The following is a 19,147-nucleotide window of genomic DNA, read 5'->3' as shown; positions in this document are numbered from 1 at the left end:
TGGTCGCACCACGCCTGCAAGCGCATGGAGTGGAAGTTTGGGTGCCGGAACTCGGCGGGCGTTTCGACCCGCGCAATGTCACGCACTCGATGATGATGAGCATGCTCGGCGGGCTGAGTGAGTCCGAACGCCAGCATGTTCAGCAACGCACCCGCGCCAGCATGGACGCTCAAGTGCTCAACGAAGGCCGACACCAAGGAGGCCGACCGCCCTACGGGTACATGGTGGGGGACGGTCCGCCGCATCCGAACCCTAATCGCGCTTCGGATGGGCTGAAGTTGCGGATCCTTTCGCTCGATGTGAGTACCGCCCCGGTGGTACAGCGGAGCTTTCGTGACTACCTCGCTGGCCGTGGCGATAAGGCGATCGCGATCGCTCTGAATCGGGAGGGTGTGCCGTGTCCGTCAGCGCATCGACCAGAGCAGAACCGGCATCGCGCCAAGGACGGTTGGCAGGCCGGAACCGTTGCCGCGATCCTGCAGAATCCCCGCTACACCGGCTACGCGGTGTTCGGACGATGGACCAAGCACGAAGAACTTCTCGATCCCGACGACGCTGCCGCCGGTAACGTCACCCGGTTCCGGCGCTCGCCCACCCACCGCATCGTTCGCTCGAAAAGCCCCGCGCATCCACCCATCGTCTCGGTAGAAACCTTCACCCAGGCTCAACTGCTGCGACGCCAGCGGGCAGGCGGCGGCAACCGCACCCGCGCCAAGCTCGAACGCAACAGAGCATCCAGCGGTCTGCGCCCGTATCTACTGAGCGGCCTCGTGCGCTGCGCTGGCTGTAGTCGAAAGATGCAGGCGGAGTTGGTTCGTGACGCCGTGTACTACCGATGCCGCGCCAAAACCATCGCCCCCGGCAGTCCGGCCTTACAAGACCATCCCCGGACAGTGAACCTGCGCGAAGACATCGTCGTCGGGCCGATCGACCGCTGGCTGGCGAGCCTGTTCGATCGCGAGCACCGCGAGAACACCATCGCGGCTCTCGTGGCCGCCCAAGACACCGATGACACCGACACCCGTCGGCGAATGCTTCGACAACGCACCACCGACGCCGAGGCCAGACTCGCGCGTCACCTCGCCGCCATCGAGGCCGGAGTCGATCCGCAAGCCCTCGTCACGGCCATGAACGCGGCACAGGCGGACAAAGCGGCAGCTCAGGCCGAGTTGAAGAGTCTTCCCAAGATCAATCGACTCACCGACACCGAGATCCGGAAGTTGATCGACTCGCTGGGTGACATCCGCGCGGTGCTCGCTGCGGGAGATCCGGCCGATAAGGCCCAGTCGTACCGAGCCTTGGCCTTAGAAGTGCGCTACCAGCACCAACAGCAACTCGCAATCATTGGTGCCACCCCCTGTGGGGTTAGCACTGGTGTCCGGAGGGGGAATCGCACACCTGAATTGTGGCAGATTTGCGCACTTTTCGTGTCCATGGCGTCACCATACACATCTTTCGTGCCCGTGGCGGTCATCAGACACCTGCCCGAGGTGGACATACTCCGCTACCGGTTTGCTGAAATATCCTGCACTGCAATGCCGTTGATTGGCGCCGTTGGTGTGTGTACAGATACGTGCAAACCCTTTCGGATCCGAGGTCCGGTGCGGACCAGATTCTTCCGATCGGGCATCGACGTCCGCGCCCATCTGCCGGACGCAATCGTGTGTAATTGCCACGCATTTGAGCATTCCGCCCTGTCGGGTCTGTCGTCAATGGTTGGAAGACACCCAGTTTGGGTGCCTTTTCCGGGTCCACACAGGCGGAGGCCACGGCGCATGGATCCGTTCCAACGACATCGACTGGGACGTTTTCGAATCGTACGTTCGAACCAGGGGTGCAGGAGCCAGGCCGCAGCAGACGTAGCAGGTGATCTCAGTGAGGTCGCTAATTCTGCGTCTCGCTGGCAACGAGTGCCTGCGCCCTGGTGCGACGGGCTGTCCCAGCTGCGAATGCGCTCCGACGCGCACGGCCGACACCGAGAATGCCACGCTCCGGCTATCAGCGACAGCAGAGGCTGGCGGCGCAGGCGGTTCGTGAGCAGCAGCGTGCTTTCAAGGCCGCCGAAGTGGCCCACGTTGCAGGATGCACACCCGAAGCTGCGCCTTGTCCGCCAACGTGTCGAACTCACCGGCGGCGGCGCGGCTGGTACAGCAGGCGCAGGAGTCGGTCGCCTTGGAAGACGACGATCAAGGACAGCATGCCTCGCTTGATGTCGCGCACCCGCGGTGTTGCGGGGCCGTCGCTGTTGAGCAGCCAGTCAGCGAGCAGTTCCGGCAGCGCGAAAACCAGGTGGAACTGCGGCGCCCCATCAGTGGGGACGATGACCCAGTCGCCGTCGTGTTTTCCACGATGGACGAAGTCGATGTGCACGGCGATCTCCGAGCTGGGGTGCCGGGCGAGATATGCCCCGAAGTCTGCCCTGGACTCGATCCTCAGAACCAGGATGAAGGGCGCAGAGGGAAACCCGACGATCAAGTCACCGAGCCGCTCGCTGTGCATGTCAGTCACGATCGTCACGAGCTGGGCGTGCGGAAGCACCTGCGAACTTGGTTTGCCAGGCATGCGACCACAGTCATGTAGGGCGAGATTTCCTCGTACGGGATCCACTCGTCCTGTGCGTCTGTCTCGTCGCTCTCAACGGGTCTGTCGAACCCTCCGGTCCATGTGCCCAGTGCGCGCCGGAGGCTGCGCGCACTTGCCCAACTGGGAAGCGCGATAAGCTCAGCGAAGCCAGAGCCCGACAGATCGACAAGCGAGATCTGTTGGGCTAGCGCGTATCGCTGCGCCTCCGGAGCGAATCCGCTGGCCGGGAAAAGGTGTAGCGGTACTGGTACCGCCTGATCGGCACCGAGTGCACGCCCGAGGAGAACGGCGAATACTTCGTTGACGTCGTGGATGGTGCCGTGGGCGTTGCGCACCACCGCTATTCCGACCTTCTGTTTTGAGTGGGATGTTGAATCCCGCGACATGTCCGACTCGAGGAGCCTGGTCGGGACATAATCGTGCGATGACATCCGCCAGAACGGCCCACCACCAAAGACTCTCGGCATTCCTGGCGTCCCGTAGCGATTTCGAGCTCGCTGAGCTGGTAGACGCCGGTCGAGTCATAGGCGTGGGTGTGGGTGGTGGCGCGGCGCTTATCGACGTCGACAGCGTACCGGTGTTCACCAAACGGATCCCACTGACCGACCGGGAACTCGCCAACCCGGGCTCCACAGCGAACCTGTTCGACCTGCCGATGTTCTGCCAGTACGGCATCGGCGGCCCAAGCTTCAACGCATGGCGAGAGCTGGCCGCGAACATCATCGTCACCGACGCCGTTCTGGCCGGCGAGACACAGTCGTTCCCGGTGCTCTACCACTGGCGGGTGCTACCCGGCCGTTCGTCGGTCGCAGCCGAACACGCCGACATCGACACGGTGGTCACCGCCCAAGGTGGTTGCCCGGCCGTGCGGGCCCGTCTCGAAGCGCTGGCCGCCGCACCGTGCAGCCTCGTGCTGTTCTGCGAATACATCCCACACCCGATAGCGGACTGGCTGCGAGAGAACCCGGCCGATAGGGCCGCCACAGTCGAGCGGCAGCTTTCAGAGATCGTGACGTTCCTGCGCGATCGGGAGCTGCTGCACATGGACGGACACTTCGGCAACATGCGCACCGACATGCAGCGGATCTATCTCAGCGACTTCGGGCTGGCCACATCGCCGCAATTCGACCTGTCGGCTGCTGAGCGCGACTTTACTGAACAACACGTCACTTATGACGCCGGCTACGCTGCCATGCGACTGGTCAACTGGCTGGTGACCGATATCTGCGGGGTACTGATGCCACCCAGCGGCGGTCCAGTCGCCCGCAACGAGTACGTACTCCAATGCGCCGCTGGTCACATCCCGGATGGCGTGCCACCGGTGGTCGCCGCGATCTTGACCCGGCACGCACCCGCCGCCGCGAAGATGAACGCCTTCTTTTGGAGGCTGTTCGACGGCGACCTCCACGCGGAGTACCCCGTATATATGAGGGAGATTGAGCCGATGCACCCTACCTTCGCCTCATCGGCGCCAGGTTCTGATCAAAACAAAGTGTCACGCAGGCGCAGCGGTCAGTAGCCGGTCGGGCCCAACTGGGCGAGTTCGGTGTCGATGTCGACCTCGATCGCCAGTAATGCTCTGCGGTCCAGGCGATCTCGGCGTTGGCAGCCAAGGTCAAACACCACGCCGGTTCGGTCTGGGACTCCAGATGCCGGGCGCGGATCATGCCTTCGTGGGCGTGGAGCAGATCGTGGCGCAGGGCCCGCAGGATTCGCCCTTGTTGAGCCGGCGGGAGATCATGCGCCGATAGCCGGATCCGACAGATACTTATTAGTTACGTGGAATCTGACCGTGGGGCAGGGATCATCTCCTCACGGCGACGACCACGAACTAAGGAGACGGATTGAGCGGCAGCACGAGTGCTGGACAAGTGGCCGGTCCTGGGCCGGCACGAACGAGCGGCCGAGTGGCTGGGGGTGTGAACCGATCTCGGGCGAGCGCCTCGCACGATCGATGCCTACGCACGTGGACTGGCCAAGTATCTGCTCATGTGCGACCGGGTCGGCGTCGATCCGGTCACCGCGAACCGGGCGCATGTCGCCGCATATGTGCGTGAGCTGACCGATCGGCCGGGCCGTCGTGGCGCGAACGTCGTGTCGATCGACTCGGGGTCTGGGCTGGCCAATGCCACGATTCAGCAGCGGATCGTGCCGGTTCGGCTGTTCTACGACTGTTTGATGGAGGAGGGCCTGCGGGAGTCCAATCCTCTTGGGCTGGCCGTTATACGCCGCGCGGCCGGCGAGGTGAACATCAGCGTGGTCTCGTTTCGCGACTGACGAAACTGCCGTGGATTCCCTTTGTCGGCTGCTGCGAATGACGCCGCCACGCAGGCGCCAACGGCACCTGCGGGCCGCTGAAGCGGCGGGGCGGAGTGATATTGCCGATACATCCTGTTCGGGTCAGGCTGTCGCACCTCGGGGCGCTGACCGCGGGCTCGAACACGGGCACCGCGCTGGGGGAGTGCAGCCGCATCTGCTGCCGCTGGCCGACCGGGTGGTCGCACCCACGACGACCGCCGGACCGGCCGGCCACGACGTGACCTTATTCGGCCTGCCGCACGGCCAGCCCGCCGCCATCGCCGCCGGCTTGCCCGAATCCACGGTGATCATCGACCCCGGCGCCGACTTCCGGCTCACCGAACCGAACGCCTGAGAGATTCATCGCTGAGCCATCCACCAGCTCCCACCAGCCGCCCGCCCCTTGCCCGCCGCGGATCCTTCGCATGGAAGAAGTGCTGCCGCTGATTCTTCAACCCGGCGACCAAGCTCTCCCGGTTTGAGAGGTCGTTCTGAGCACCGACAGGACCTCATTCCCGACCGATCGAACCGCTCACCCGTGTCAGCGCCTCCGCTTTTGACCGACTAACTACGCAAATTTGCGGATCTGCGGTGTCCGGACCATCTCAGGGGCCCTAAAAAGAACGCATCCTCTGCAAATTTGCAGAGGATGCATGACAAAACGTGTCCGGAGGGAGATACATGCGCTAACCACAGAGATCGACCTGCGGAAACGGTGAAGATAGAAGCAAGGGCCGGTTCGCGTTCAGCACCACCAGCGTTTGCGGCAGAACCGACTCTCGCCGTTGCTGCCACCGCTGCTACCACCTGTCGAGGGGTATCGAGGATACGATCGCTCAGGATCGTCCTCCGTACCAGCACGGCCATCTGGACCGTACAGTTCGCGATTCCGCTGGGCTTCCTGATCGAGTCGATTGCGGCATCGGCCGATTGCACCGACTCGGTTGTCCCAGGCAGCGATATCCGCCGCAGCGAGCGCATCGATATATGGAACCGCGACTGGTTGTGCCTCCGCACGAATCACCGCAATCTGATCTGCCGCAGGTGACGAGCCCGCCTCGCGTCTGATCGGCGGGTCCAGCGCGACGCTACCCTCACTCACCAGCCGCTCGTTGATACTCGGGTCTTGTGGCTTGGTCGCCGAATCACGTGGAGGCGCGAGATGAACGTAGGCTTGCCCAGACGCGCTGCGGTCACTTGGTTCCGTCCAGACAACGGTGACAGCGGTGCCAGCCGGAAGCATCGCCCTGAGTCGGTCGTTGAGCGCGGGATAAAGTTCTGTGCCACATACGGTGCCGGCACTGACGTTCGCTAGGAGCACCCATCGCTTCTGTCCTCCCACGGTGAGCCAGATTTGAGGACCACGGACCGAATCCACTGTTGCGGTGAACACTGGGGCTTGATCCGGCTGCGCCGCAGGCGTTGTGGATTTCTGGGCAGCAGGCTTGTTCGGCGTGTCCTTCCCGCTGCAGTTGCCAACACCACCACAGCACAGCAGGATTAGAAATATCGGCACGAACAACCCCGCCCCTGCTTTCGTCTGCGAACGGTTTGCTCCCCTCGTAGGTGACGACGACCTGCCAGAGCTGGGTCCGGGGCGCGGGGCACGCCCACCGTGCGACGGTCTGGGACTCATCATGACCTCCAAAATCACTGCAGTGCCTGAACCGCCCCGATGAGCGCGGAGACCATCGGCATGACTGCCCGGCGGTCGCCGAGCTGGTTATCTTGCGTAGTGGGTGGGCGCGGACTTTTTTTCCTGTGCGGGTGCGATGTCCCCGGAGCGCCGCCATCGGCGCCGGTGGCGTACCTATCGGAGCACCACCCTGCCAACCTTTCTGGGCTGCTCGTCGCGCACGCCGTTAGTACATTCCCAGCGGGAATCCGTGCGACATCTGCAAAAAGATTCACTCTCGACGGTCGGGCCAATACCGCTTGGATTGAAAGTATTGGGTGGCTTCGGGGGCGTCGTTGTAGTCGAGGAGGTTTCCTACCTTCTTCGCAAGTACTCGACGTACTTCTTCGGGGCTGGCGAAGAAGAACTCCCGGCGAGCATTCGCGTGGTTGAGTCGCACCGCAGCGAACTCTTTGTGGAGTTCGTTTTCGAGTGTGACTGCGTCGTCGGAGAAGTAGACGGCGTGGACGTCGAATGGGAAGGGGACGGACGCGCCGCCGAGTTCGCGGACTCGGTCGAGTGGTTCGAGTCGGCGGGTCAGCCCGATCTTGACGACGTTTGGGCCGAAGGCGCCGATGTTGGAGATGACGTAGACGTAGCCTGCGCGGATGTTCGCTGCACGGTAGTCGTTCTGCGCGATCGCGTCGGCGATGCGGGTGAGTTGGTCTTCGATGTCGCGGGTGTCTTGTCCGGTGGCGGTGAGTCGTTGCAGCACGGCTCGGTAGTGTGCTTGTTCTTTCTCGAGTCGCTCCCGTTCGGCGGCGAGTTCTTGTTCCACTTTGCGTTCCTCGCGCAAGCGCTCGCGTTCCTCTCGGGCGGCTTCTCGTTCTTCCTGCACCTTCATCATGTAGTCGGCTGTGAGTTCGAGTTCCTTGATCCGCAGCGCGTGGTACGCGGGTGACACGTGCATCTGCATTGCCGCGCCGAGCTTTTCGATGTCTGTGGCGGCCTTATCGAGTCGTCGTTTGGCGGTGTCCAGGTTGCCGGCGCGTATGGTCCGGACGCAGTTTTCCGCTTCGGCGTTGTATGCCCGCAACATGAGCTTGGACAGGTCAGCGGTCAACCGGCGGCCCTCGGCGAGGGAGTTGTTGAAGCTGAACTTCTTGGCCACCACGATGGCCTCGCTGGTCTTTACGGCTTCACGCACGTCGGCGCGCAGCTCGGCGAGGGCCTGCTTGTAGCTGTCGGCGTTCTCCAAGGGGTGGTGATACTCGTAGATCCCGACCTCTTGAAGCACCAGTGCGTCGTCCACGGTGATGAGCCGGGGATCCTTCGGTGGCGGTGCGGCGGCTGAGATCGGACGCGCTTGCAGTTGTGCGGTGAGTTCTTGGATGCGGTCTTGGAGGTCGGCGGATTCGCGTTCTTTGACGATCAGCATTTTCCGCAGTCCGACGATCACGGCTTGGGGGTCGTTCATCCGCGCACTCCATGGTTTGCCAAGGGCGCCAGCCCGTAGGGGTTCTTCGATACCGCGGCCGCGAGGTGAGCCAACGTGGCTGCCGGCTCCACCCGGGCGAGGTCGATCGGCAGAAAATCGGCGCGGTCGGTGGCCAGCCGGACGAGGTCGATGCGGGTGTCGTGGCCGGTCGCGGCATCGACCGTGTCGACGGCGACGGTGAGTGCGATGCTGTCGATGATCTCTTCCCGATCGGCTTCGAACACTTCATGCACTGTCCGCAACGCAGTCTGCGCGATCGCTGAGGCGTAGCGGCGCTTGACTTCGGCCGCTGGCAGAGTCGTTGCGGTGATTTCGTCCGTAGTTTTGTTGTAGCGGAACGCTTTCGTTGTCGGGAAGGTGTCGGGATGTGGAGCCAACACCGTGACGCGTAGTTCGCGGTCGCTCGCGTCGAAGGAGTGCTCGTAGGACACCTCGAACGACTCGGGATAGACCGAGTTGGCCAGCACGATGCCGACGTATTCGTCCATTGCGTCGGACCGACGCTCACGTAATCCAGCGATGAGCCGATCCAAGCGCGCGTTCGATTCTTCGACCTGTCGGCGACGTTCAGCGTTTGCTTGCTCGAGCCGCCGCCGAGCATCGGCGAGTTCCACGACACGCGAGGCTTCCTGCTGTCGCCACCCGGCGCGAAGTTCTGCGTTGGCGGCGCAGGTTCGGGCGAGTGTCAGCTGCCACTGCTGCACAACGTTGAGGTACTCCCGTTGCGCCGCCTCCAGTTGGGCGGCATGCCTGCGGTTGCCGCCGAGGGCGCCGCTGAGACCCGATGGCGGGGCTGGTGGCACGAAGGTCGGGCGATCCGGCAGCGCGTGGTAGCGCGGGGCCGGTGATGGAGTGAGCAAATCGGAACGATCGAACGGCAGGTCTGTGGGCGATTCGCGCAGCGACTCGAGGTCGACCCAGTCATCGACTTCCAGCGTGGCGTCCAGCAGGTGGTCGATCGCGTCGTAGGTGACGGCGAGCGGGGTGTTCTTCTCCTCGGCCTCTGCCTCTCGGGCAGCGATGTGGGCAAGCTTCGCAGCCTTTTCTGCTGCCGCACGTTCGGCGGCCGAGGCACGCATGGCCGCTGCCGCGGCTCGTTGCTGCTCCCGCGCGGAGCGTTGCGCCTCCCTGACCGCCATGTTGTGGGCACGCACCGCTGCTCGTTGCTGCTGCGCCTGCCGTTGCTGTGCCAGCCTCTGCTGGTGCTGCAGTTCCGCGAAGAACCCCCTGCGCCGCGCCACCCAGCTACACCCCTCTTCCAAGACTTCGACATGATCTGGCCGGACAACCGCGACCCGCAGTTACTGTCGTGACAGAAGCGGCTCCGTTACAGGCGCCACACTCTGGCCTTTCGAGCTATCAGCGCTCGAGCTTCCTCGTGGCTCATCGGTGGGGCGAACAGGAATCCTTGAGCCCGATAGCAACCGAGATCGATCAGAGTTTGTGCGGCCTGAGGGGTTTCGACGCCGGCGGCGGAAACACTCAGTCCGAAACTGGTGGCCAGTGCGATGATGGCTCGAACGATGGCGACGTCGTCGGTGTTGCTGTTGAGTCGCTGCACGAAGGCGCGGTCGACCTCGAGTGAATCGACCGGGAGACGCTGGACCATCTTGATCGAGCTGTTGTAGGTACCGAAGCTGTCGATGCCGACCTGCACGCCCAGACGCTTCAACCCACGTACCGTGGCGACAGTGGTATCGAAATCTGTGTCTTCCCGCTCTGTGATCTCGATACAGACAGATGGACACTCCACGCCTGTTTGATGCAGTATGTGCCCTACTTTCTCGACGAACGCCGGCTCGTCGAGAAGGGTTGGAGACACATTGATCCGCAACATAAGGTCGCGACCGAGCCCATCGGCCTGCCAGCCAGCGAACTCGGCACATGCCGTTCGGATCACCCACCATCCCAACTCGCCTGCCAAACCTACTTTTTCCGCCGCCGAGACAAAAGTATGGGCCGATAGAAATCCCCGTGTCGGATGGTTCCATCGAACCAACGCCTCGATCCCGAGAACCTCACCTGTACGCAGGTCGATTTCAGGTTGGTAATGCAGTATCAGCTGTCCGGACCGGATGGCGTCACGCAGCTGGGTGTCAAACGGTGGGCCAGCCGGGTGTGCTCTGTTTCGAATCAAGCCGAGATGGTCGAGCAGTGGATTGAGGTCCGCCTGTGGCTGCCGCAGACCTAGGGCGGTGAGTTCGTAACACAGTTGCCGATGTAGAGCTGGCAAAGTAAGGAACTCCTCACCTCCCGGCATACCCTCGCGCAGCAATCGGATAAGACGGTCGGTGTAGGCGGGATAGGTTTCCGCGTCGAGTTTCTTCGAAATCCCGTTCGGCGGTGCTGAAGTCAAGACGGCAGTCCCCTCAGCGGCGATGTCGACGAGCAGATCATGGGCGCCCGGAGACTGGTTCAGGCCGAGCGCGCGTCCGGAATAGCAACAGTCCAGGATCACGACGCGCGCCGCAGTGGCGCTGTCCAGGTAGAGATCACGGACGGCGTCGAAAGGGACGCCTCCGATACCTGGACGAAGAGGATGGGTATCGGTAACGGCCAGATGCAGCTCACTCCGCCGTGGGCCCAGCACACCGTGCCCTGCGAAATAGATCAACAGCAAATCTCGCGCTTGGTCCGACGCCTCTGCAATGGCGTTGCCGATATCGGCTGGCGATGCCTGCTCCGGCAGCAGAACACAGCCCTCTAACAGGAGAGAACCGTGCACCGGGTCGGTGAGAACATCCCTCAGTTCCTTGGCCCCGGCGTGAACACCTGAGAGGTCCGGCAGATGATCGTAGGTGTCGATACCGATCAGGACGGCCCGCGACATCTCGCGATCCGGCAACCGGATCACCGAACCTCCTATATCGAAATCAGTGACTATCGACGTCTAAGACGCTTTGCAAAAGGGCGGGTACATCGTTTACCCGCTTGGCATTGACAGTCACAGACCGCCCATCGGGACTACGGATTTCGATCTCGACATCCGAGCGGCGCGGCTGCGCGAACCATGTCTTCAACGACATAGCCAACACCGACAGCGCCCCACCACCTCCGACAGCGACCGTGGCGAAGTCCACCCACGATCCCATCTCTCCGGGTGACGGAGCATGGCCTACAGCTTTGCAGCGACCGCGTAGCTCCGGCTCTCGGCTGAGCCATCGTAGGAGCGCTTCCACATGCTCGGATTGCTCACCACCAGTGGTGGACAACGTGAGTTGGTTATCCATGACTCCCCATCCCGCTAGGCTCGACCGCCACAGCCGCCTAGGAACGATACGCCGCCCATGGAGATGCCGGCGCGAGAAACGCGGATGGCACAACGCGTTCGGCTCGACATGGCGAGGTACGTGAGTCCACGCGCGTTGCTTCAACGGCGCGTACAGCTGCCATCACCGGCGTCGGTGTCGGCGACGCCAAACTCACGAAGGCCGAGAAACTCGACGTGCAGGTCATCGACCAGGGCGAGATGTGGAAACTGTTGATCGACGCCAACATCACATAGCGCTCGGCCGCCGCCCACCACAAGGCCCGAAGCTCCTGAGATCCGGTGCCGCCGCCGAATGGCTTTCAGGGGCATTGGAGGGGGCGGTCGGACTTCTGCTCGACGTAGGCGATCGCCCTCGGCGGTGATCCGGGGCACCAGGACGGTCCTGTTGTCGAAGCGACCGAACCTGGCGCGCAGGAATCGGACAAGCCCGCGTTGTTCGAGGCGGTCCAGTGCCCGCCGGTAGGTCAGGCGCTCGGCGCGCCCGTAGTCCGAGGTGTCGTCCGGTTCGGGCAGGATTTTCAAATTCCGCAGGGGGTGTACCAGCGGAACTGCTCGAAGCCGGTGATCGTGAAGCGCGGGGCGCGTGTGTGGTGGCAGCGGTGCAGCGCGGTCAGCCACCCGGCGGTGGGCCACCTCCGATCAAACATCGCACCGCAGTGTTTCTCGCCTCGAGCACCCTGCTGATCGCCCTCTACGTGGCCTTTCACGTAGTGCCCTGACCCCGCCCCGACCATCCCGACGCCTCGACAGGCCGCGCCAGGCAGGATCGGCTACGGCCTGGTGCACGGTCAGCAGCAGATGATCGAATTCGGCCACAGTCGGCGCAGGCGACGGCGGCACCTGGCGGAGTTCGCTGGCCAGCTACAAATTCTCGCCAGCCACGCCGCCTGCTCGACTAATTGGCCGTATCGACGTCAGCCGCCTTACGCAACCAGAGTGCAGCTTCCTCGGCCTTGCCTCGTTCCACGAGCGAGAGGCCGAGGTTCCGCATGGCTTCCACGTACCCCGCGTCGGCGACTATGCGCCACAAAGCTTCCGCCTCCTCGACTTCACCGCGTGCCCGCAGCATGACGCCGAGGTTGTACATCGACTCCAGGTGCCCCAAACTGGCGGCTTCCCGCCACCAGAACTCCGCTTCCTCAGGATTGCCGCGCTGGTCGACCAAATACGCGACATTGAACATGGCGTGCGGATTCCCCGGCCGCGGCGGCCATTCGCCACCAGGATTCCGCTTCCCGCACCTTCCCCCTCATCTGCAGCACCATTCCGAGATTGCGCATGCAACCCGAATGCCCGGCTTCGGCGCCCTTGCGCCACCAGATCTCTGGCGAGTAGGTGTTGGAGCCGGCGCAGGACGGCGTAGAGGGTCAGGCCTGCGCAGGGGCTTTTGGGGTGAGGCGCAACGGGGTGCAGATGGCCTGGGCGATGGAGGCGAGGGTGACATGGCGGTGCCAGCCGAGCCAGGATCGGCCTTCGAAGTGGTCCAGGCCAGGGCCGTCTTTGAGTTCGCGGTAGTCGTGTTCGATGCGCCAACGGGTTTTCGCCAGCTGCACGAGATCTCGTAGCGGGATGCTCGGTGGCAGGGTGGCCAGCCAGTAGTCGGTGGGTTCAGGGGCTCCGGTGGGCCATTCGGCCAGCAGCCAGCATCGGGAAGGCTGCCGTCGGGTGCACGGGTGATGTTGCGGTTGGCCGGGCGCACGCGCAGTGCGAGGAACCGTGACCGCATCACCGCGCCGGGATTTCCAGGGGTCTTCCGGCTGCCGCGCCGCCAGGTGACCAACCGTCCCGCCGTGCGGCCGGCGGTGGTGATCATCGTCTTGGCGGTGACGGGTTTGTCGGGGTAGTCGGTGCGGGTTCTGGGCCGCCCGAATCCGGAGTAGGTCGGTGGCACCGGTTGGGCGGTGGCGGGATGGATGCTGGTCGAAGCGGAGACCGCCAGGACATAGGTCAGTCCGCGGTCGGTCAGTCCGGCGCGGAAGGTGGTGCTGTCGCCGTAGGCGGCATCAGCGATCACCGGCCGGGCGGGCATACCCCAGGCGATGACCTCATCGAGCATATCCAGCGCCAGCCGCCACTTCTCCCGGAACCGAGCATGGTCGGGAATCGCGCACCGCGCCCGCCGCCCGGCGAGAAGCCCATGCGCATAGGCGATGTCATCGAGCCTGACGGTTACCCGCGCAGGCCGGGGACTGTGGATCACCAGAGCCGGGGTTGGGGGCCTGGGCATCGTCGTGGTCGCGATGGCGTGTTTGTGCACTCGATCTAGATATGGGTCAACGCATCGGCGTGGTTACTTGGTGTCGGGTGTAGGCGGTGGGTGGAGTCGGCCCACTTCCCGTGACTGTGCTCGTCGAAACGCCCCACCCGTACTCGCCGAAATTCCCCACCCGTGAGCGGTGTCGATTATAGGGGTTCGCGGTGTCCGGTGGTGGCTCTGCGGAGGTTGTCGGCGGTGGCTTGGTGGTCGCGCAGGCGGTAGGAGTCGCCGTCGAGGTTGATGACCATCGACCGGTGTAGGAGTCGGTCGAGTAGGGCGGCGGCGACGGTGTTGTCTCCGAGGATTTCGCCCCAGGAGCCGACGCCGCGGTTGGTGGTGATCACGATCGATGTTTTCAAATAGCGTTGCGACACAACCTGGAACAGTGCCGACGCCGCCTCGGCGGGTAATGGCAGGTAGCCGAGTTCATCGATGACCAGGAGCGCGGGTCCGGCGTAGAAGCGCATGGTGGTGGCCCAGCGGCCCTCGATTGCGGCGCGGTGGCAGCGGGCGGCGAGGTCGGCGGCGGTGGTGAAGTAGGTGCGGTAGCCGGCGTGCGCGGCCGCCCTCGCGAGGCCCGTTGCCAGATGCGTCTTCCCTGTGCCGGGTGTCCCGATGAGCAGGACGTTGGTGGCGGTTTCGAGGTAGCGGCAGGTGCCGAGCTCATCGAGCAGCGGCCGGTCGATGCCGGAGGCGGCGTCGACGTCGAAGTTCTCCAGCGACGCCGGGGTGGGCAGGTTCGCGAACCGGAGCCGGCCGGTGAGCCTGCGGGCTTCGGTGTCGTGGACCTCGATCCGCAACAGCTTCTCCAACGTGGCTGTCGCCGAAAGGTTCTGCGTGGTGGCGTCTTCCAGGACCGATGGCAGTGCTTCGGCGGCGGCGTGGAGTTTGAGGGTGGCCAGATGCGACCGGAGTTGCTGGTAACGGGTCGCGGTTTCGTCGGCGCCGACGGCTTTGGTGGCGCGGCGGGGAGTCTTCTTCGGGGCAGGGCTGGTGGTCATTTGCGGCTCCTGGCGGTGGCGGCGTGCTCGTAGGCGGCCAGATCGGTGACTGTGGCGTTGGTGGTGGCAGTCGCGGCGGTGGCGTTTGCGGGGTCGGCGGCGGCTCGCAATGCCGCGGCGGCGGCTCTGGCGGCGTCGCCGGGTGGGATGCGTTCCTTGCGGCGGTGGGGTCGGCCGGTGTTGGCCGCGGCCAGCGCGGCGGCGTCGAGTGCGACGATGTGGCTATGGTCTCGGACCGTGGCGCCCAGGCCGTCGGCGGCGCGTTGGTGGCGGGCGATCACGATGCCGCCGGTGGTGGCGATGTCGATGATGTTGCCGCGCAACGGTTGCGCGACGATCACCGTCGCCGACGCCAGTTCCGGTGGCACCGAGTAGCGGTTGCCGCGCCAGGAGATCATCGCCTGCCGAGAGGCGACCCGGGGTTCGGCGACCATCGCCGGATACGCCTCGGCAGGTAACGGTCGCAACGGCTCCCTGGCGGCGACGGTCGCGACGCTGGCGCGGCCGTCGGCGGTCGGTCGCAGCCGGGTGTCCCCGCGCAACGAACAGAACTTGTCCAGGGACGCTTGGGCTTGTTCGACGGTCATCTCGTCGGCGAGTGTGCGCCACCAGCGTTGCGCGGCAGTGTGATTGACCTTCTCGACCACACCCTTGCGGTTCCCGCGACGGGGTGGGCAGATCGCCGGCACCACGGCGTAGTACTTCGCGACCGCGGCGAACGACGCGGTCACCTGACCGCTGGAGGGGTGGCAGACCGTGGACATGCGGTCGAACCGCCACGACCCGGTCACTCCGCCCAGTGCGCGGGCGACCCGGTCGAGTCCTTCGATCAGGTGCGGCTGGTCGGTGGACGGTGCGAGGTAGCCGCGCCAGCGGCCCGAGTGGGCGAGTGACCCGACCAGCAGGTGCGCGTTCGCGCCCCACCCCCACGAGACGGGTGGGTTCGGCAGATCGACCCAGTCCCATTGGGTTTCACCGCCGGGCGGATGCGGGATGACGGCGTTGGGGCGTTCGGTCGCGGTCCGGCAGGATTGGCAGATCGGCCGCAGTTTGCGGGTGCGGATGTTGCGGGTCAGCGACTGATACGACAACGGGAAGCCGAGGGGTTCCAGCTCGTCCATCAACGTCTGCGCCCACAAGTGCGGGTCCTCGGCCAGGCGAGCGGTGACGTAGTCGACGAACGGTTCGAACGGATCCGGCAGATGCCGCTTCCGCACGCCAGGGACGCGTTCCCCGGCCAGATACGCGCGAATCGTTTTACGGTCGCGACCGGTATGGCGGGCGATCTGCGAGATCGTCCAGCCCCGGGCACGCAGGGCACTGATTTCCACGTCTTCCTCACATGTCAACATGGAAAAGCGGGCCTCCTCCGATCGAAAGCGCTGGTCAGGTGTGGTAACCACCAGCTTCGGAGGAGGCCCGCCCTTCACGGCGGAGCCACACGGGACAAATGGGGAATCTCGGTGAGCGTCAGTGGGGAATTTCAGCGAGCGCCGTCAACGTTCGTGGACTGGATTCCGATCATCGCGGTCTGCGCGACGATCATCGCCGCCGCCGTCGCCCGATGGAACTGGCGCAAGCACCCGTACGACCAACTTGAGACGCTGGTGAAGCCGTACAACAACTGGCCGAACCCGACAACGTTGCGGAGGTCATCCCTCGATGTGCTCACCGTCGGGCGGTGAACGGTGAGAAGGCACCGCCTACCGTCCCGGCAGGATCTCGCGGTCGAGGTACTGCTCGGCATGGCGGCCAGTCCGCCGGTAGGCGTCGTAGACGCCCTCTACGTTGTGGAGCACTTGGAGCAGGTGGCTCAGGTGCTTCGGGTCGCCCATCTCGAAGGTGAACTTGCTGATCACGACCCGGTCATCGTGGGTGGCTACCGAGGCGGAGAGGATATCGACCCTTTGGTCGGTGAGCGCCTTGATTATGTCCAGCAGCAGGCCGGTGCGGTCCAGCGCCTCGATCTGAATGGCCACCAGGAAGACCGAGGACGGTGTCGGCGCCCATTCGACGTCGATGACGCGTTCAGCCTGCCGCTGTAGGGATTCGGCGTTGCTGCAGTCGGTGCGGTGCACGCTGACCTCGCCACCGCGGGTCAGGAAGCCCCTGACCTCGTCACCGGGCACCGGGGTGCAGCACTTGGCCAGATTGGGGACGGTGCCCGGCGCGCCCGGAATGAGCACGCCCGCGTCGCCGCTGACGTGGTGCCGGCTCGGCATGGTGGAGGGCGTCAAGCGTTCGGCGAGCTCGTCTTCTACGTCGCCGATGCCGCCAAGTTGGGTCATGAGTTGCTGAACCACGTGGTGTGCGGCGACTTGATGCTCACCGACGGCGGCGTAAAGTTCGGAGATGTCGTGGTAGTTCAGCTCGTGCGCGACGGCACTCATCGCGTCGACGTTCATCAACCGGTACAGCGGTAGCCCGGTGCGGCGGACCTCGTTTGAGATCGCTTCCTTACCTGCCTCCAGCGCCTCCTCGCGCCGTTCTTTGGCGAACCATTGGCGGATCTTGGCCTTGGCGCGCGGCGACACCACGAAGTTCTGCCACTCCCTGTGAGGTCCAGCGTTCTCTGCCTTCGAGGTGAAGATCTCGACGACCTCGCCGTTCTCCAGCCGCCTTTCCAGCGCGACCAACCGCCCGTTAACCCGCGCGCCGACGCAGCGGTGTCCCACCTCCGTGTGCACGGCGTAGGCGAAGTCCACCGGCGTCGACGTCCGCGGGAGCGTGATCACGTCGCCCTTCGGCGTGAACACGAAGATCTCCGGCGACTTCAAATCGAAGCGCAGCGACTCCAGGAACTCCGCCGGATCGGCCGCCTCCCGCTGCCAGTCCAGCAGCTGGCGCATCCACGCCATGCCGTCGACCTCGGCGGTGTCGTTGGAGTGCTTGCCCCTGGTCTCCTTGTAGCGCCAATGTGCGATGCCGAGCTCTGCAGTCCAGTGCATGTTCTGGGTGCGGATCTGCACCTCCAGCGGCTTACCGTCCGGTCCGACCACGGTGGTGTGCAGCGATCGGTAGACGCCGTAGCGCGGCTGGGCGATGTAGTCCTTGAACCGGCCCGCCATCGGCTGCCACAGCGAATGCACCACACCGACGGCCGCGTAGCAATCGCGCACCTCGTCGCACAGGATGCGGATACCGACCAAGTCGTGGATGTCGTCGAAGTCCTTCCCCTTGACGATCATCTTCTGATAAATCGACCAATAGTGCGTCGGGCGGCCCTCGACCACAGCGGGGATACGGCTCGCGCCCAACGAGGTGGCGATCCCCTCGCGCGCCCGGGCCAGATAAGCGTCGCGCGAGGGGGCACGGACGGCGACCAGGCGCACGAGCTCTTCGTACTTCTTCGGGTGCAGGATCCCAAAGGCCAGGTCCTCCAGCTCCCACTTCACCGTCGCCATGCCGAGGCGATGGGCCAGAGGCGCGATGACTTCCAGCGTCTCGTTGGCCTTCTTGGCCTGCTTCTCCGGCGGCAGGAAACGCATCGTGCGCATGTTGTGCAACCGGTCGGCCACCTTGATCACCAGCACGCGCGGGTCGCGTGCCATCGCGATGATCATCTTGCGGATCGTCTCCGCCTCCGCGGCCGCGCCGAAGTTGACCTTGTCCAGTTTGGTGACGCCGTCGACGAGGTGGGCGACCTCGGAGCCGAAGTCCTGGGTGAGCTGGTCGAGGCTGTAGCCGGTGTAGTGGACCGTGTCGTGCAGCAACGCGGCCACCAGCGTGGTGGTGTCCATGCCGAGTTCGGCGAGGATGTTCGCCACCGCGAGTGGGTGGGTGATGTAAGGGTCGCCGGATTTGCGGAACTGATGCTTGTGCCGCTCGTCGGCCACGTCGAACGCGCGCTGCAACAGGGGCAAGTTCGCTTTCGGGTACAGCTCGCGGTGCACGGTGGCCAGCGGCTCGAGCACCGGCTTGACCGCCGCGGTGCCGCGCTGCCCTTTTATCCGGCGCATCAAGCGAGCGCGCACGCGTCGGGGGGCGGAGATCGACGCCGCCGCCGAAGCGCTGCCGGGCTGCCGCATTGGTGTCTGCTGGCGTTGGTCGACAGCGTGCGCGTCCTCCTCGGTGAGTCGGCGGAGGGCATTAAGGGCGGTGAGTGTGTCGGCTTCGCCGTGGCGGTGGCCGAGGGCGCGATAAAGAGTCAGCGCCTGCTTGTACAGCTCGGCGGCCTGACCGTAATCCTTGGTGGTCTCGCGTACGCGGCCGAGGCTTTTGACGGCGTCGGCCTCTCCGAGGCGGTGGTCGAGGGCTCGATAGAGAGTGAGTGCCTGCTCGTGCAGGTCGACAGCCTGCCCGTAATCCTTGGTGAGCTGGCGGAGGTCACCCAGGGCGTTGAGTGCGTCGGCTTCACCGTGGCGGTGCCCGAGGGCGCGATAAAGAGTGAGCGCTTGCACGTACAGGCCAGCAGCTTGTTCATAGTCCTCGGCGAGTCGGCGCAGGCGGCCGCGGGCGTTGAGTGCGTCGGCTTCGCCCAGGAGGTAGCCAAGGCTGCGGTAGATATCGAGAGCTTGCTGGTTCAGGTCGGCAGCTTGCTCGTAGTCCTTGGTGAGTCGACGTACACGGCCGAGGGCGTCGAGGGCGTCGGCTTCACCGAGGCGATAGCCGAGGTCGCGGTAGA

Annotated in this window: 15 protein-coding genes and 4 pseudogenes; 5 read left to right on the top strand and 14 right to left on the bottom strand. The window is 64.6% G+C overall.

What is annotated here, in order from left to right:
• Positions 1-41 precede the first annotated feature (41 nt).
• The gene (locus tag ON27_RS42115; RefSeq protein WP_218003095.1) at positions 42-2,210 is read left to right on the top strand and encodes a recombinase family protein; all 2,169 of its coding nucleotides are present in this window, start codon (positions 42-44) and stop codon (positions 2,208-2,210) included.
• Here ON27_RS42115 and ON27_RS35235 read toward each other — a convergent pair.
• Positions 2,125-2,517 carry a hypothetical protein gene (locus ON27_RS35235; RefSeq protein WP_157227725.1) on the bottom strand — a complete coding sequence of 131 codons (393 nt, stop codon included), beginning with the start codon at positions 2,515-2,517 and terminating at the stop codon, positions 2,125-2,127. The genes ON27_RS42115 and ON27_RS35235 overlap by 86 nt on opposite strands.
• A 490-nt stretch (positions 2,518-3,007) precedes the next feature.
• Between ON27_RS35235 and ON27_RS35225 the strand changes: the two genes are divergently transcribed.
• Entirely contained in the window at positions 3,008-4,102 is a 1,095-nt protein-coding gene (locus ON27_RS35225; protein WP_245560518.1) for a serine/threonine protein phosphatase, read from the top strand.
• On the opposite strand, the pseudogene ON27_RS46035 reads toward ON27_RS35225, so the two are convergent.
• Positions 4,096-4,353: pseudogene (locus ON27_RS46035) on the bottom strand (Tn3 family transposase); the annotation flags it as partial. The gene ON27_RS35225 and the pseudogene ON27_RS46035 sit on opposite strands and share 7 nt — an antisense overlap.
• Before the next feature lie 219 nt (positions 4,354-4,572).
• Between ON27_RS46035 and ON27_RS35220 the strand changes: the two are divergent.
• Together ON27_RS35220 and ON27_RS42565 are read left to right on the top strand one after the other, a co-directional pair.
• Complete coding sequence (locus ON27_RS35220) at positions 4,573-4,860, top strand: hypothetical protein (protein WP_245560517.1); 288 nt, start codon at positions 4,573-4,575, stop codon at positions 4,858-4,860.
• Positions 4,861-4,937: 77 nt separating this feature from the next.
• Positions 4,938-5,221 (top strand): annotated as a pseudogene (locus ON27_RS42565) (N-acetyl-gamma-glutamyl-phosphate reductase); the annotation flags it as partial.
• A 1,567-nt stretch (positions 5,222-6,788) separates the two neighbouring features.
• On the opposite strand, the gene ON27_RS35210 reads toward ON27_RS42565, so the two are convergent.
• The 10 genes and pseudogenes from ON27_RS35210 to ON27_RS35170 form a co-directional block, all read right to left on the bottom strand.
• Positions 6,789-7,973 carry an SNIPE associated domain-containing protein gene (locus ON27_RS35210; protein ID WP_043737587.1) on the bottom strand — a complete coding sequence of 395 codons (1,185 nt, stop codon included), beginning with the start codon at positions 7,971-7,973 and terminating at the stop codon, positions 6,789-6,791.
• On the bottom strand, positions 7,970-9,235 hold the full coding sequence (locus ON27_RS45215; RefSeq protein WP_043737584.1) for a hypothetical protein: 1,266 nt from the start codon (positions 9,233-9,235) through the stop codon (positions 7,970-7,972). Before ON27_RS45215 ends, ON27_RS35210 begins: the two co-directional genes overlap by 4 nt.
• 86 nt (positions 9,236-9,321) lie before the next feature.
• Complete coding sequence (locus ON27_RS42105; protein ID WP_083888053.1) at positions 9,322-10,848, bottom strand: EAL domain-containing protein; 1,527 nt, start codon at positions 10,846-10,848, stop codon at positions 9,322-9,324.
• A gap of 19 nt (positions 10,849-10,867) precedes the next feature.
• Positions 10,868-11,224, bottom strand: coding sequence for an effector-associated constant component EACC1 (locus ON27_RS46030; protein ID WP_373282819.1), 357 nt, complete (start codon positions 11,222-11,224; stop codon positions 10,868-10,870).
• A gap of 140 nt (positions 11,225-11,364) precedes the next feature.
• Entirely contained in the window at positions 11,365-11,787 is a 423-nt protein-coding gene (locus tag ON27_RS35195; protein ID WP_043737580.1) for a hypothetical protein, read from the bottom strand.
• Between the two features lie 373 nt (positions 11,788-12,160).
• On the bottom strand, positions 12,161-12,448 hold the full coding sequence (locus tag ON27_RS35185) for a tetratricopeptide repeat protein (protein WP_051047352.1): 288 nt from the start codon (positions 12,446-12,448) through the stop codon (positions 12,161-12,163).
• 184 nt (positions 12,449-12,632) lie between these two features.
• Entirely contained in the window at positions 12,633-13,037 is a 405-nt protein-coding gene (locus tag ON27_RS46025; RefSeq protein WP_373282820.1) for a transposase, read from the bottom strand.
• Between the two features lie 38 nt (positions 13,038-13,075).
• A pseudogene (locus ON27_RS45650) lies at positions 13,076-13,492 on the bottom strand (transposase); the annotation flags it as partial.
• A 176-nt stretch (positions 13,493-13,668) separates the two neighbouring features.
• A complete protein-coding gene (gene istB, locus ON27_RS35175) occupies positions 13,669-14,523 on the bottom strand; it encodes an IS21-like element helper ATPase IstB (RefSeq protein WP_043737572.1) in 855 nt (284 codons plus the stop codon).
• Positions 14,520-15,875: a Mu transposase domain-containing protein gene (locus ON27_RS35170; RefSeq protein WP_043737568.1), complete on the bottom strand. Its 1,356-nt coding sequence runs from the start codon at positions 15,873-15,875 to the stop codon at positions 14,520-14,522. Before ON27_RS35170 ends, istB begins: the two co-directional genes overlap by 4 nt.
• Before the next feature lie 111 nt (positions 15,876-15,986).
• Here ON27_RS35170 and ON27_RS35165 point away from each other — a divergent pair, with 111 nt between their 5' ends.
• Positions 15,987-16,208, top strand: a complete 222-nt coding sequence (locus ON27_RS35165; protein ID WP_157227721.1) for a hypothetical protein — start codon at positions 15,987-15,989, stop codon at positions 16,206-16,208.
• Between the two features lie 18 nt (positions 16,209-16,226).
• On the opposite strand, the gene ON27_RS35160 is transcribed toward ON27_RS35165, so the two are convergent.
• A complete protein-coding gene (locus ON27_RS35160) occupies positions 16,227-18,551 on the bottom strand; it encodes a RelA/SpoT family protein (RefSeq protein WP_051047351.1) in 2,325 nt (774 codons plus the stop codon).
• 165 nt (positions 18,552-18,716) lie between these two features.
• Positions 18,717-18,968: pseudogene (locus ON27_RS46195) on the bottom strand (tetratricopeptide repeat protein); the annotation flags it as partial.
• Positions 18,969-19,147: the final 179 nt, after the last annotated feature.

Source organism: Nocardia asiatica NBRC 100129 (genome assembly GCF_000308415.1).
In the GTDB taxonomy this organism is placed as follows: Bacteria; Actinomycetota; Actinomycetes; order Mycobacteriales; family Mycobacteriaceae; genus Nocardia; species Nocardia asiatica.
Note: the sequence above shows the minus strand (reverse complement) of the source record. Positions and strands in the feature narration are given on the sequence as shown.

Excerpts from the sequence above, each read along its gene's own strand:
- ON27_RS35170 (WP_043737568.1), bottom strand. The coding sequence starts at position 15,875 with ATGTTGACATGTGAGGAAGACGTGGAAATCAGTGCCCTGCGTGCCCGG.
- ON27_RS35220 (WP_245560517.1), top strand. The coding sequence starts at position 4,573 with ATGTGCGACCGGGTCGGCGTCGATCCGGTCACCGCGAACCGGGCGCAT.
- ON27_RS46030 (WP_373282819.1), bottom strand. The coding sequence starts at position 11,224 with ATGGATAACCAACTCACGTTGTCCACCACTGGTGGTGAGCAATCCGAG.
- ON27_RS35210 (WP_043737587.1), bottom strand. The coding sequence starts at position 7,973 with ATGAACGACCCCCAAGCCGTGATCGTCGGACTGCGGAAAATGCTGATC.
- istB (WP_043737572.1), bottom strand. The coding sequence starts at position 14,523 with ATGACCACCAGCCCTGCCCCGAAGAAGACTCCCCGCCGCGCCACCAAA.
- ON27_RS35185 (WP_051047352.1), bottom strand. The coding sequence starts at position 12,448 with ATGTTCAATGTCGCGTATTTGGTCGACCAGCGCGGCAATCCTGAGGAA.
- ON27_RS35225 (WP_245560518.1), top strand. The coding sequence starts at position 3,008 with ATGACATCCGCCAGAACGGCCCACCACCAAAGACTCTCGGCATTCCTG.
- ON27_RS35160 (WP_051047351.1), bottom strand. The coding sequence starts at position 18,551 with ATGCGGCAGCCCGGCAGCGCTTCGGCGGCGGCGTCGATCTCCGCCCCC.